At 30.2% G+C, this 15,643-nt stretch carries 8 protein-coding genes; 2 read left to right on the top strand and 6 right to left on the bottom strand.

From position 1 onward, the window contains the following. Positions 1-19: 19 nt before the first annotated feature. The 4 genes from U9R42_04335 to U9R42_04320 form a co-directional block, all read right to left on the bottom strand. The gene (locus U9R42_04335; GenBank protein MEA3495244.1) at positions 20-517 is read right to left on the bottom strand and encodes a nucleotidyl transferase AbiEii/AbiGii toxin family protein; all 498 of its coding nucleotides are present in this window, start codon (positions 515-517) and stop codon (positions 20-22) included. Further along, positions 514-1,335, bottom strand: coding sequence for a transcriptional regulator (locus U9R42_04330; GenBank protein MEA3495243.1), 822 nt, complete (start codon positions 1,333-1,335; stop codon positions 514-516). The genes U9R42_04335 and U9R42_04330 overlap by 4 nt, the downstream gene beginning before the upstream one ends. A 108-nt stretch (positions 1,336-1,443) precedes the next feature. After that, positions 1,444-4,812 carry a methylmalonyl-CoA mutase family protein gene (locus U9R42_04325; protein MEA3495242.1) on the bottom strand — a complete coding sequence of 1,123 codons (3,369 nt, stop codon included), beginning with the start codon at positions 4,810-4,812 and terminating at the stop codon, positions 1,444-1,446. 412 nt (positions 4,813-5,224) lie between these two features. Then, entirely contained in the window at positions 5,225-7,627 is a 2,403-nt protein-coding gene (locus U9R42_04320) for a CAP domain-containing protein (protein ID MEA3495241.1), read from the bottom strand. A gap of 594 nt (positions 7,628-8,221) precedes the next feature. Between U9R42_04320 and U9R42_04315 the strand changes: the two genes are divergently transcribed. Both U9R42_04315 and U9R42_04310 read left to right on the top strand, forming a co-directional pair. Continuing rightward, positions 8,222-10,411 (top strand): T9SS type A sorting domain-containing protein, encoded by a 2,190-nt coding sequence (locus U9R42_04315; GenBank protein MEA3495240.1) that lies wholly within the window; start codon positions 8,222-8,224, stop codon positions 10,409-10,411. 115 nt (positions 10,412-10,526) lie between these two features. After that, complete coding sequence (locus tag U9R42_04310; protein MEA3495239.1) at positions 10,527-13,061, top strand: gliding motility-associated C-terminal domain-containing protein; 2,535 nt, start codon at positions 10,527-10,529, stop codon at positions 13,059-13,061. A gap of 1,298 nt (positions 13,062-14,359) precedes the next feature. On the opposite strand, the gene U9R42_04305 is transcribed toward U9R42_04310, so the two are convergent. Both U9R42_04305 and U9R42_04300 read right to left on the bottom strand, forming a co-directional pair. Next, entirely contained in the window at positions 14,360-14,896 is a 537-nt protein-coding gene (locus U9R42_04305) for a hypothetical protein (protein ID MEA3495238.1), read from the bottom strand. A 5-nt stretch (positions 14,897-14,901) separates the two neighbouring features. Next, entirely contained in the window at positions 14,902-15,387 is a 486-nt protein-coding gene (locus U9R42_04300) for a hypothetical protein (GenBank protein MEA3495237.1), read from the bottom strand. Between the last annotated feature and the right edge of the window lie 256 nt (positions 15,388-15,643).

Genomic DNA, 15,643 nt, shown 5'->3' with positions numbered 1-15,643 from the left:
ATTACTGAGTATGAGTTATTTACGATTTATTATACTCAAAAAAATGAGGGTATTTTTTTTCTAGGGTGTAGGAGAGCCAAGTTGGTTCAAACTGTAATTTTTTACTTCTCGAAATATCCACTTTCACTCGTTTATTTGTTCCCATTCCGCCAAGTGGACCAATATAACTTATGTAAAAATTTATTCCACCATCTTGATGTTCGTTATCATCAATTATTTCTAATGGGATATTTGCTTCTTCTCTTACATATTCAAATACTTCATTGAAATAATCAAAGATTTGTTGATTGGGAATATTATCATCTAGCAATGTAAAATCAAGGTCTTCCGAAAATCTGTAATCTTCAAAATATACTTTTTTCAATACCGTTCCACCCTTAAAAACAATTGCTTTCGCTAATTTGTTATGCATAGCCACAGCTTGCAAAATCCAAGATAAGATGTAATCTTTTTCAATTTGCTGGTCTCGAACACCTACTGTTCGGGCTTTTCTTTGTATTTCTCCCTGTTTTATCATGTATAGATAGCTGTTTTAATGGTTTCTGTTTCAATATTTTGTTGAATACTCCATTTGGTTTTTATTTTTCCCGATTTTGGAAGTTCTGTATCTAAAAGCACAACGGAACTCGTTTTCAATTTCTGTAAATCTTCAATTGTGTTTGTTTCAATTTTTAATATTTCTAAAATAAATCCAAGTCGTTTTACTACCGCTTGTGAATTAAATTTTACGGCATAATCCAGTAAAACATTAAATTTGATTTTATCGCGAGAAATGTAAATTGCTCTTGCTATTTCTACAATTCCTCCTGCATAGTCAGGTTTAAATAAACAATCAATTATTGTTTTTTCAAGGTCGGAACAAACAACTTTGTTAAAATTATCTATCCAAATTTTCTTTGTTCCAAAAAAATGCTTTTCGTTATGGTAAATAAATTGAAATGGCACTTCTTTAACTTTAATTTCTGATGGTCTTACTTGTTTTGAAACTACAATTTGTTCTTTTAATGATGGTTGAGTAATTAAATTGTGAGCTTGCAAAGCAGAATAGTAGCCTATGTAATATTTTGCATCTTGCACTAAATATTTAGCTAACAAATGCCAATCGGGCATAAATGTTTCAGCGTCTTGTTCATACGGAATTACGTAATACAATCCTCTTTTCACTCTCATTAAAAGTCCTCTGCGTGTCATATCGCTGAGCAACTCTCTTAACGCACTATCATTAGATTTTGGCAATGCCTTTTTTGCAAGTTCATAGTCAAAACAATATCTGTCCTGTTCATTAAAAAATGTCAGAATTTCATTAGATTGCTTTGAAATGTACTTATCTCTCATAGTTACTTTATCAGGTTAAAACTGCCTACAAAGATATAAAACATATTTAATTGAATTGCCAAAAAAACGAATAAAAATATCAATCATAGCATAATTGTCAGATAGAACTTACATATTCCTCCTATATTGACCACCAACTTCGTAAAGTGCATTTGTTATTTCACCAATGGAACAGTATTTAGTAGCTTCCATAAGTTTTTCAAAAACATTTCCATTTTTTCGGGCTGTAATCTGTAATTCTTCAAGAAGAATTTTTGCTTTTTCAGGATATGTTTTATGAAGATTATCAACAGTTTCTATTTGGGCTTTCTTTTCTTTTTCGGTTGAGCGAATTACTTCCCCCGGAATAACAGTAGGAGAGCCTTCTGAAGATAAAAAGGTGTTAACACCCATTATTGGTAATTCCCCTGAATTCTTCAATGTTTCATAATATAAAGATTCTTCCTGTATTTTATTTCTTTGATACATTGTTTCCATTGAGCCAAGCACACCACCTCTTTCGGTAATTTTATCAAACTCAGAAAGAACAGCTTCTTCTACGAGTTCCGTTAATTCTTCAATTATAAAAGAGCCTTGCAGTGGATTCTGATTTTTTGCAAGTCCGTATTCATGGTTTATAATCATCTGAATAGCTAATGCTCTTCTAACCGATTCTTCTGTTGGGGTTGTAATTGCTTCATCATAAGAATTGGTATGTAGTGAGTTACAATTATCATAAATTGCATAAAGTGCTTGAAGGCTTGTTCTGATATCGTTAAAATCAATTTCTTGAGAATGTAAGGAACGCCCTGATGTTTGAATGTGATATTTTAACTTTTGAGAACGTTCATTTGCTTCGTATTTATACTTCATTCCTTTTGACCAAATAAGTCTTGCAACACGGCCAAGTACAGAATATTCGGGGTCAAGTCCATTGGAAAAGAAAAAGGATAAGTTAGGTGCAAATTTGTTAATATCCATTCCTCTGGAGGCGTAATATTCAACGTAAGTAAAACCATTGGAAAGAGTAAATGCAAGTTGAGAAATAGGATTGGCACCAGCCTCGGCAATATGATAACCTGATATTGAAACAGAATAGAAGTTTCGGATGTTATTGAGATTAAAATATTCTTGCATATCGCCCATTAATTTGAGAGAAAAATCGGTTGAGAAAATGCAAGTATTTTGCCCTTGGTCTTCTTTCAGAATATCTGCTTGAATAGTACCTCTAACTTTAGAAATTGTATCTGTTTTTATTTTCAAATAAACATCTTCGGGTAGAAGCATTTCCCCTGTAACTCCAAGTAGCATTAAGCCTAATCCATTATGACCTTTTGGTAATTCACCACTATATTCAGGTAGTTTTGTTCCTTTCTTTTTAAAAATATCTTTTATCTTTTTTTCAACATCTTTTAGAAGTCCATTTTCTTTAATGTAAACTTCACACTCTTGGTCAATAGCGGCATTCATAAAATATCCTGTCATTGATGGTGCAGGTCCGTTAATTGTCATGGAAACGGAAGTTTTCGGGTCTGTAAGTCTAAATCCTGAATAGAGTTTTTTTGCATCATCAAGGCAACTGATGGAAACACCTGAGTTACCAATCTTTCCATAAATATCAGGTCTTGTTCCAGGGTTTCTGCCATAAAGTGTTACCGAATCAAAAGCTGTAGAAAGCCTTTTGGCATCTAATCCATAAGAAACGTAATGGAAGCGTTTGTTTGTTCTTTCGGGTCCGCCTTCTCCTGCAAACATTCTTGTTGGGTCTTCACCTTCGCGTTTGAAAGGGAATACACCTGCTGCATAAGGGAATTCGCCCGGTACGTTTTCTGTTAAGTTCCATTTTAAAATGTCACCCCATGATTTGTATTTTGGTAATGAAATTTTTGGAATCTGTAAATGGGATAATGATTCTGTATGTGTTTGAATTTTAATTTCTTTGTCTCGTACTTTAAATGAAAATATAGGGTCTTTGTACTTCTTTAATTTTGCGTCCCAATTATCAATTATTATTTTATTTTTAGGGTCTAATTCCAGTTCTAATGTTTTATATTTTTCTTCAAGTACTTTCTTAATATTATTTTCAGAATCTTCAATTTCATCTAAAGTTTTATTTATAGCAAATAGTCTTTCAGCAATTTCTGCCTGATTATCCGACCATTTGTTGTAAGCTCTAATGGAGTCGGCAATTTCAGATAAATATCTAACTCTTTTTGGAGGAATAATATGAATTTTTTCAGAGAATTCTGCATCTTCCAAAAATGAACTTTCAAAGTTTGCTCCTGTTTTTTCTTTAATTTTTTTAATAAGAGCATTATAAAATTTATTTACTCCGGGGTCATTAAATTGTGAGGCAATAGTTCCAAATACAGGCATTGAATCTTGACTGTCATGCCATAGTTGATGGTTTCTTGCATATTGTTTTTTTACATCACGCAAAGAATCCAATGCTCCTCTTTTATCAAATTTATTTAAAGCAATAATGTCTGCATAATCGAGCATATCTATTTTCTCAAGCTGAGTAGGAGCACCATATTCAGGTGTCATAACATATAAAGCAAGATCACTGTGGTCAACAATTTCAGTATCTGATTGACCAATTCCTGATGTTTCTAAAATTATTAAATCATAACCGGCTACTACCACAACATTAACAGCATCGTTTACATAATTTGATAAAGTAAGATTAGACATTCTTGTAGCAAGTGATCTCATATAAACTCTAGGATTATCAATAGAATTCATGCGTATTCTATCACCGAGTAATGCTCCTCCTGTTCTACGTTTTGAAGGGTCGGCACATATAATTGCTATGGTTTTCTCAGGAAAATCCAAGAGAAATCTACGTACTATTTCATCAACGAGTGATGATTTACCTGAACCACCTGTTCCTGTGATTCCTAATACAGGTGTTTTTATTTCTTTTCTTTTTTTATTTAGTTCATTAAGTTTTGTTTTTATTGTATCAGGAAAATTCTCAGCAGCAGAAATTATCCTAGCAATATTGTATTGTTTATTTGTGTTTAATTTTTCAAATTCACCATTTACATTCTTTCCTGTAGGAAAATCTGCTTTTTTTAATAAATCATTTATCATTCCTTGCAGTCCAAGTGTTCTGCCATCATCAGGAGAATATAATTTAACGATACCGTAATCTTGAAGGTCTTTTATTTCATTAGGTAAAATTACTCCACCACCGCCACCAAATATTTTAATGTGTGAACAGCCTTTTTCTTTTAGTAAATCGTACATGTATTTAAAATACTCATTATGACCGCCTTGATAAGAAGTAATTGCGATTGCTTGGACATCTTCTTGTACAGCACATTCCACAATTTCATGAACAGAACGGTCATGACCAAGGTGAATAACTTCTGCACCTGAGGATTGTAGAATTCTTCTTATAATATTAATGGTAGCATCATGTCCATCAAATAATGAAGCTGCTGTTACAATGCGTATATGATTTTTGGGTTTGTAAATATCAGTATTTATCATTATGAATTTTTTACTTTATCAATTATTAATATTGAATTTAGTCGTTTAAAACAAATTACAAATATATAGAATTTAGGAAAAATAATAGAATTGTGGTATAGCTGATTCAGGATAAATGTACAAAAATTTTAAATGACAATAAATAAATGAAAAAGAAATTTCAAATTTATCACAAATCTCAACTTTCATAAGACGAAATATTTATCCTTTTTTTTTGTCCTATGTTGATTTGTGTGGTTAATCAAATTGCCACAGATTCACAGATTAAAATTAATATATATACACTTTAGGTTTAATTGTAAACTTTGGCGAAAATTCATTAATTACAAAAAGAGTAATTTTATGACAGGGGTCATGACTATTTTATAATCTGTGAATTAAATTTTATTACCCCCAGTATTTGACATAGAATCTATTTTTTCATGTAGCAAGTTTTACAATAAGTTTGTTTTACAAAAGGATTGTCAAATATTTGAAATGAAAATTTATTGCCATTAAATAGCTCACAATATCTTTTTTTATCAATTGCTGCTGCATGGTTAAGTGCTCTGTAAAATTTATTAGACATTATTCGAGCTTGTGAGTGTGAACAAATTGCTATGTAAGTAAAAATAAAATCTTTATTTACTTTAGGTTTGTCAATGTATTTATCCAGAATTTTACCTGCAAATCTATAGTCTTCGTAATTAATAAATAATTTGGCTAGTTCAAGGGCGTTTTTACAATCTGTATCATCAATTTTAACCAATTCTTTTACTTTTTCAAAAGCGGCTAAAACAGTTTTGTTAGGCTCATCAAGTGTGTCGCAGAGTTTAATAATTCTAAATTGAAAGTTAAGGTCTAGATCATCAATATATTCTTTTGGAATATCCGTTTCATAAAATTTCTTTATTATTGATTGAGTTTCTCTTATTTCTGAATTTTTAACAATTTTTCCAAAGTAAACATCACAGCACATTTTATTAAAATAGATATAAACATTATTTGGAGCATATTTATGTAAGGTGTTTATTTTTTCGCGATAGCTGGGTTTGAGTTTATTTTCTGTGGTTATTTGTTCAAGGAACATTTTATTTATGTGAAATGGACCAAGATAATCTTTGTCAGGTATCTTCATGTTTTTAACTGCATCAGCATTATAAATTCCCTGAACAACTTGATTAAGAATAAATTTTTGAATACCAAAAGCAAAAGGAATATCTTCTTGTTTTATTGTTTTATTGAATTTGTCAACAACAAAAGCTTGTTCGTTTTCGCCTGTTATATCATAAACTACTTCCATGTCAATATCGGCAAATCTATGTTTTTCTAGGATGGGTTCAAGCTCATTCCACATTCCTTTTCTACTTATATATTCTTTTGCCTCCTCCATAGACATATTAGCAATTTTGCTATATTTGGAATCCATTACGTCTGCTCTAAAAAGTCCCCAACTGTTATTGGTTGAAACATCAGAAACTATACTAGATTTTTGTCTTTTTTCAAGTGCTTCTACAATGCTTTTGGCACGTTTTTCTTGCAATTCTTTATTGCGTTTAACACTACCTTCAATTGAAGATACAGCAATAATTGTTAACCTTTGAATGAAAAATTCAGGTTCGTTTAATGCCTCAAGAAAGGGTTGCATATCCTCAGGATTATATTCAAATTTATTTTTGTCGAATGGGATTCTAAATGTTAACCATGTTGTATCGGGTACAGGATAGTAAAGTGAATTCACATCAATTGAAATTGTATCAGGAACAAGTGATAGGGGATTTAGAAAATTAGATTTTCCTTCCTGTATGTATGTTTGAGTAATGGTTTTGCATACATGCTTATCTTGAATGATTAAAAGATTTAATTCGTATTTACCATCAATGCTTTCGGGAAAATTACCTAATTCAAAATAAAATTCACGTACTCTTTTTCCTTTAATCAAATTTTTACGATATATTTTTTTTGAATACATAGGCTTAAGCATAACACCTTTGTTAAGGTTGTTGTAATCAACAATATTATCTTCCATTTCGCAACTGTATTGTAATTTTTGTACAATATCTACAGCAATGCCGTTTTTCTTATTGCGGATTAATCGTCTAAAGTCTCTGTAATCAGCACGTGAACATTTAAAATATATTTTTCCATCTTTTACAAAAAGTCCTTTTTGAAAGCGTTCAATATTTTCTATTCGTTCACATCTCCTGCAAGTTTTATCATCATAAGGTTTTAACCAATATTTCCTTTTTGAAAAAGGTACTTCCAGCATATCACGTTTTTTTGCTCCTGTGTTAAATGATTTATGATTTCCTAATACTAAGGAAACATATACTTTTTTCTTTTCAATGTCAATAAAGGAACCTAAACCTGCGAGAATATATTTTTGTTCTGCTACAACTTCTTCTGTCTTTTTTCTGTCAATCCAAGTATCAGATATTTCTTTAGCGACATATTTGTAGGTATATGGCTCTCTTCCACGCCTGACATAAGTTTTTTCAACAAGTTCTGTTACTTGATTTGTTCCTCCATATAGCATTACTCGCTCTGATGTAGTTTTTTTACCTTTTTTATTTTCAAGGGTTTCTTCTTGTTTCCAAGCCATATAAAATGCTTGATCATCAGCTGCTTTCGCCAAAATTGGGTTTATTGTTAATGCTTCAAATCCTTGTTGGAGGCGGTAGTCATTAATATTGGAAAGTATAAGTGAATTTAAAAATAATGGGTCGAAATTATCAGGATTGATTAATTCATCTTTATTTTGAGAGTATATATTAATTGAAGATAAAATTAGCAAACTCAGAAATAGCAAGCTGTAAAACTTTTTAAATATTTTCATAATTATTTATTTGTAAAAATTCTTTATAAGCACTTATTTTTAATTTATTTAGAAGTAATTTTTTATTACATAAAATTAACTACTAACAAATAGAATATCAAATGTACTATTTTTTTTTGATAAAATTATGCTTTACTTTTTCAAAAAAATAAAAACTTATATATTTCTATGATAATTCGTAATTTTAAAAATAATTTTTTTAAAAATAAAAGTACAACTTTAATAAATATTTATTACATTTGTATTCTAAAAAAATAATTTGAATATGGTTTTTACACACACACACACACACAAATCAGTGAGTTACGGTTCCTGTGTTATATCTGTTTTATACTCAGATTATTTATTATTTGTGAAATTAAATACTTTAAAATAAAAATTTCAACAAAAGGAGGAAAAAAGACCAATGTAATCGTTAGGAAAAACTATTTAATATCAGTTTTGAGAAAGACGGTTTTTGGGTTTACTTGAGCTAACGCTAATTAAACAAGTGTAATAACTTAGCTACAAACACCCAAAAACCTTACTATCAAGGTAGGATTTTGGATTAGACTTTATTAAAAAAAATATTTAAATGATCTAAATTTTAAAACGATGAAATTAAAAAATATAATAACATTAATTGTGTTGATTTTTATTGCATTTGAATCTCAACCACAAGATTATTATTATGGAAATGGAATTGATGGTAGTCCTACTTTCGCATCAGAATTAAAAACTGATGGAACGAGGGGGATTGCTGATGTAATTGATAATAATAACAAAGAAATAACTTTCATTAATTTAACAGGTTCTTTTTCTGTAAATGACAGAGTACTAATTGTACAAATGGAAGGACCAGATGCAGGTAATTATGAAGTAAACAAAGTTTCCCAAAATAATGGAAGTTCTTTAGTATTTACAGGTATATTTCTGAATAACTATATTGTTGCTGATATTGTACAGGTTATAAGAATTCCTCAGTATTCCAATCTTACAATAAATGGCACAAAAACAGTAACTTGTGAACCGTATAATTCTGTAACTGGCGGTGGTATTGTTTGTTTTTTTGTAAATAATACTCTAACATTTAGTGATGATGGGAAAGTTAAGGCAAATGGAAAAGGATACTATGGTGGTGATGGAGGAACTATAGGTCCAAATGTAAACACAGGAGATTTAGGTAAAGGTGGTTTAGTATTATCTGATAAAAATAAGAGAAATGGAAAAGATGCTGAAGATTATAACCATGGACATAGGAATGTTTCATGGGTTATTAATTATTTGTATAGTAATAATGAAGGAGGTAATGGAGGAGCAGGTGGTTTTAAAATTGGAATAGCAGGACAAGAAGGAACTGATGGTGCTTCTACTGCAGTTTTACCAAATCAGTTTTCAAAGTTATTGTTAGGAAATGGCGGAAATGGTGGTGATAGTGGTGATAGTGGTGGTGCAGGTGGACATGGTGGCGGTGGAGGTGCCGGAGGATATAATGGTACTGATGGCACTCTTGGTGAAAATGGTTATTCAGGTGGTAATGGTGGCAATGGAGGTGCCGGTGGAGGTGCTATTTATATAAGGGCAAATAATGTTGACCTCCGTAATGGTGCTGCTGTGTTGTTGTCTAATGGTAAAAACGGAAATGACGGGCAAGATGGAAATGGTAGTGGAATAGGAGGTAAAGGTGGAGATGGTGGCAACGGTGGAGATGGTATATGTGGTATATATGGACCTGGTGCACCTGGAACTCCAGGCTTTAATGGAGATGGAGCAGGAGGTGGAAATGGAGGTAAAGGTGGAGATGCAGGAATGATTCTTTTTGAATACGGCAACCAACAACTAAATCTATCTATTGAACTGAGAGGAGGAACTGGTGGAAGTGGAGGAATAGGTGCTGAACCAAATCCCAGTACAGGTAGCACAGGTACATGGGGAACTTTAGATTTGGATGTGTCTGGATGTACTTGGAGTTATCTACCAATAATAACTGAATCAGAATTTATATGTCGTTGTGAGGATGCTTTCAGGCATTTATCGTATTGTGAAATTTCTCAATACTATCCTAATGATAATGAATGGGCATTTTGGAATTTAAATGGAGACATACTTTGCACTTATAATGAAAATGATAAGGAATTAAAATGTGACGTAATAACTACAATTGATGGAAATTCAACCAGACCTACAGAAACTCATACAGATATTTATAAATGTGAACTTGATGATGGTGGTGCTGGTAGTGGTTGTAATAATTGCTTTTTGGCAATAGGAAATGGTACATTACCCGGAAATAATACTGCTGATTATACTTATTTTGACAATAATGAATATATATATACAAAGAGTACCGGTTATCTAACAAATAATTTTAATACATGTTGGAGTAAATGTCTGGATTGGAGGTCTTGTTTATATGCATCATGTCCCCAATCAGGTTCAGATGGAAGTAAAGGTAACGATGGAGATGGTAACAACAATTTTTTTAGCAGATATCATGAAAATTCACTGACTTACAGAAGTAATTCAACAGGAATAATTGAAACAGAATTTGACTATACTAATTTTAAAATATATCCAAATCCAACAAATAATAAATTTTTTGTTAAATTTGTAGCAGAGATTAAGAAAGAATATATATTTGAAATATATTCAACTAAGGGTGAAAAAATTCAAACAAAACAATATATTTCTAATGGTGAACTTACTAAGCTTAATTTTAATATACAAAGTTTGGAAAAAGGTGTTTATTTTCTATTAATAAAATCAGAAGGGAAAAGTACAAGTGTTAAAATCACAAAATTATAGGCAACTATTAACCCTGTGGTTTTATAATCACAGGGTTGTTTTTTTTATAAAACAATTTCTCATATTTATATGGTTGATATTGTTTTTTTCAACTAAAGCTTATACACAGTTTGAGATGTCTAATACATTTAAATCAACAGGTCCTTCTTATTATTATAATATTTTTTCTACATCTTTTAATTGCCATAACATACAAAATAATATTGTTCCCGATTCGATAAAATCAATATTTACTGATGCTATGACAACGGAAGTAATCAGTGATAAAGACGGGAATTTATTATTTATTGCTGACCAGTCAAATATTTATAATAGTGATTACAAAATGATGAAAGGTGGCAAAAATGCTACTCAACACAGGATGTTCGGATTAGCTGAGTTTGGTCGTTTTGGAGATACTAAAACAATTGTTCCTCAGCCCGGAAAGGGAAATATATATAATATTTTTTTTGCAAATAGTTTACATAATAACCCGAGTCCATTAGATTCGGGAGATGTTAGCCTGAACCGAACCATTATTGATATGAATATCGATAATGGTAAAGGGGCGGTTATTCGAAAATATACTAATCTTTTTTATTTAAGTAATAAAGGTAAAGATGGAAATGCGTATCATTGTATTACAGTTGTTAAAGCAGCAAATAATACAGATTACTGGATACTATCAACAGAATCGGATACTATAAAATCATTTCTGCTTACCAAAGATTCTTTTTCTGTTAAGCCGGTAAAATCTGTTTTGAAAAATAATTCGGATGAAGAATTCCATTTTCATATTTCAAATAATGGGAAATACTTTATTCCAAACAGAGATGATTCAATAATAAGTATTTACAAATTTAATACAAACACAGGAAAAGTTGATTTTTCCAATTCTTTTTTTTCATTTTCACTGCCATCATATATTCAAAATCCTCAATTTAATCACATGGCATCTATTAAATATTCACCTGATGAATCAAAATTATATATATGTTGTTTTAGTTATGATTCAAATTTAATGGATATTATTTTCCCTTTGTATCAATACGACCTTTCATCAGGCGATTCATTGCAAATTGCACAAAGTTTAAAACTATTAAAAGTCAATCAAAAAGATGAAGGTAGCTTTGTTGGTATGGCAATAGGAATGGATAGTAAAGTTTATTTGGGATTTATTAAACATAATCCTGAAAAAAAATTCAGTTTTCTCATTAATAATCCTAATGAAATTAATCCTGATATCTCGAAGTTAGATTTTACAATGCTTCATCATCATTATCATCGGGGAAGGATTTCCCGCACTTCTCCAATCTCAAAGTTTTACATAAGCCATAGCTGCCTTAAAGAACCAATAAAATTTACACTGGCAGCAAGAAAAAATGCAGATAGTTTCTTCTGGAATTTCGGTGATATATTATCAGGTGTAAATAATACTTCCTGCATAAAAGAACCTGAGCATACATTTATGCAACCCGGCAGATATAAAGTAATTCTTGTAACCTGCGAAGATGGTATTTATGATACATCAGGTCTTTACCTTTGTCTATATGACAGCATAGAAAAGATTGATATAAGAGACACTAACCTATGCTATTCCGAAAAACTTGTTTTTGATGCAAGAAATAACGGGGCTACTTATTTATGGTCAACAGGAGATACAACCCAACAAATTACTATTGTAGATACCGGCTTGTATAGTCTTGAAATTTCAAAAGGTACATGCCATTATTCATTAGATTTTGAAGTAAAAGAAGAAAGCATAAATTATCAATTACTGTCATCAGAAGATACTGTTTTTTGTGAAATATCTAAAATAAAAACAACTGCTCCAACTCCGTTTTATTCTTTTTTATGGAATAACGGTGATACTTCCGTTTCTTTAACTCCCTTAAATAGTGGGTTATTTACAGTAACTGCAAAAAAACGGGGATGTACAATCAAGGATAGTATAATGGTGAATTTAATACTTTTGCCAAAAGAATTTTTACCAACTGATACTACCTTTTGTGAAGGAGAAGAAATAAACCTCACAGCAAAAGCCGATAATGTAAGCTATAACTGGAGTACAGGAAGTTATCAAAAATCAATAACGATTACTCAAAGCGGAGTCTATACCCTAAAAATATCAGATAATAAATGTTATGAGACAGACAGTACAGAAGTTATTATGTACGAAAATCCAAAACCCGACCTTGGTCCAGACCTGAATTTTTGCCCAAAAAAAGGAGAAACAATTTTACTGGATGGTGGTAATTTTGTAAAATGGCTTTGGATACCGTCAAACAGCACAGATAGAAAAATATATCTATCTCAACCTGATACTTATTATCTTTTTGTTGAAAATGTTTATGGATGTAAAAATTCTGATACAATAATTATATTGGAAAATTGCAAAAATGATATTTATATACCAAATGCTTTCAGCCCCAACGGAGATGGAATAAATGATACTTTTGACATTGGTGCTGAAGGAATTAATGAAAAACAAATAAAAATTTATAACCGTTGGGGAGAACGTATATTTGAATCTAAAGATAAGTTTAAAGGCTGGGATGGTACTTTTAAAGGCAATAATTGTAAGATAGATGTTTATTATTACTATATTACAGTACAACGAAAAGAAGAAGAAGCAAAAATTTATTCAGGAACTGTAACATTGGTAAGGTAAATTTTTTAGCAAACAAAATGTCAAATTGATGATTTTAAATACCTACTTTATAGGGAAGAAAAACCGTTTACGGATTAAATAGAAAATGTATTTATAAGTAATTTCTAATATTCGGTTTAATAGATAAATTTATTGTAAACATATTTCATAACAAGATACTATCCTGATTAGTAAATGACTTTACAGCTATTTTAAACCTCTTATCTTTAACTGTATTTAAAATACTATCTTTATCTTTTGGAGAAAGTTCATCATTATATGGAGAACTACCTTGATTTATAATTTTATAAGCACTTATTTTTAATTTATTTAGAAGTAATTTTTCATTTTATTGAACTATTATATATCAAAATAGAATATCAAATATAGAATAATTTTTTGATACTAAGAATTTTTTCTTCAGAAGACATTTAAGCATTGTAAAATAAACTGGAATTTTTATGTGATTTTGCATTAAAAAGTAGGCTCTATGTTAATTTGTGTGGGTAATCAAATTTGATTCACAGATTAAAAAATTACTCTTTTTGTAATTAGTGCTTATAAGAAAACTCATTATTTGCCTATCTGTACCCTTTAAATTCCCTAAAGGGGAAAATCTAACTCACTGAGTGTGATGGCATCCTCTTTAGGGGATAATGGAATGAGCAGAGGATATGCAGAATTTTCCTTTAGTTTTCTAAAAGGTAACTCAAGTTTCGCATTTGAATATAAAGAATTGACATTCGGAAACTTATTAAATGTCGAGTTGTGATAACATAAAGAATATCAATAGTATAATAATTCCATAATGAATTGTTTCATACTTTGTGATTCTTAGTGTCTTAGAATATTCGTGGCTAATTATCAATGTCTTGCCACAAAGACACCAAGGCACAAAGGTGCACTAAGAAAAAATACATAATATAACAGTCAGATAATAAATGTGTTAGCACACAGAATTATTATGCGAAACTTGAGAAGGTAATAATTAATGAAGTTTCGCCAAATCCAGATATATCTGAACTAAAGGACATATACTTCGACTGGACATAATTTGAGCTTTTGCACTATGTTTAACGTATTTATTATTATTCGTTTACACGGTATAGTAAAACGCAATTTATGACCGCTCTGCATATATCTTATTAGAATAATGAATGTAAATTAATTTTAATCTGTGGCTTTAATATTTTTTCACTCACTCAAATCAACATAGAACCATGAATTTACTCTAAAAAAGAAATATTTTTGGTTTTGTTTTTAAAACCTTTGCAAAACAAACAATTTTCTTATCTACTATAAGTAATTGATTAGTTTCACTAGCTTGTTCCTTTTATTTTATTATAGACTTGTATGGTTATTTTTTTTGAAAAAAATGTTTTTAATTCATTCTTTGCAGTTTTAACAGCATCAAAGTAATTGCAAGCTCCATATTTGATATCTAAGTTTGCAAGAATAAATAAAACACCATGATGTTGAATATTTTCCATATTTGCAAACTTACGGGCTTGCTTTTCGTCAAGTAGTATCTCATGAATATTTCCAAATGCTTGATTTTGTGCAAAGGCTTCCGCTTCTCCTTTATCAATGCCTTTGACACTTAAATATATTTTAACAAGGTCAGTATTATATTCATTACAGCGAATAAACCAAGTTTTATTTTTCAAATAAAAATTCATCAGAAATTCAAATCGTTTACTTCTCTCTATGCTATTTTTATTTTTTTCTAAAAACTCTCGTTCTACTTCTCTTGGTATTCTAACTTTATTGTAAAATAAGTGAAGATATTGTAGTAAATTAAGATGATATAATACCATAAGTACAGAGGTATCAAGTATTGCAGATTTATACCCCATATTTATTATTTATCTGTTAAAGCCCAGTTTACAAGTAAACCAAGACCTATTGCAACAAGTCCAATTCCAATTGCATTTTCTGTTTGTTTTTTTTCAGCATTGGAGAATTTTGTTCTTAAGAAATCTGAGATTTGATGTAATGCTTCATCTGTATTGTAATAATCAATATAAACCTCTTCAACATTTTTATTCTTATTAAATTTAATGTTTTTTCCTTGTTGTTCGTCATATATTACTACAACAGGTTTATTTTTTGCTAGTGCATATTCTAACTCTTCTTTAAGTGTTTCTGTAAATTTGTCAATAGAAAATGCAAGAATAAAACGAGATTTTTCTATTCTTATTTTTGTTTCATTTGAAATACTTTTGGAGTGCAGTCTGTATGGTAAGAATATTTTTAATCCATATAAACTTTGAAGTGTTTGCATTCTTAATGCTGTATTTTCCCCAATTTCAGAATTTTTGTTGTATGTAATGAAGATGTTTTTCATGATTTAAATTTAATTACAAAGATTATTATTATTTGCAAGATACGAGAAAAATCATATTTTCAAAAAACTAATAATAATATTTTTTTATATATTTAGATACTCTAATAAAATTACATATATTTAAAATCTGTACTTAGTGCCTCTAAGAAAACTATCAAATTTTATGATTTCTAAGATTTTTGACCTGCCTTTGCCGTCAGGCAGGTGAGATTTTTATTTTTTGAGACGAGGCGATGCCTTAGCATCAGTGAGTTGA

The sequence above is a fragment of the Bacteroidota bacterium genome (genome assembly GCA_034723125.1).
GTDB lineage: Bacteria > Bacteroidota > Bacteroidia > CAILMK01 > JAAYUY01 > JAYEOP01.
Note: the sequence above shows the minus strand (reverse complement) of the source record. Positions and strands in the feature narration are given on the sequence as shown.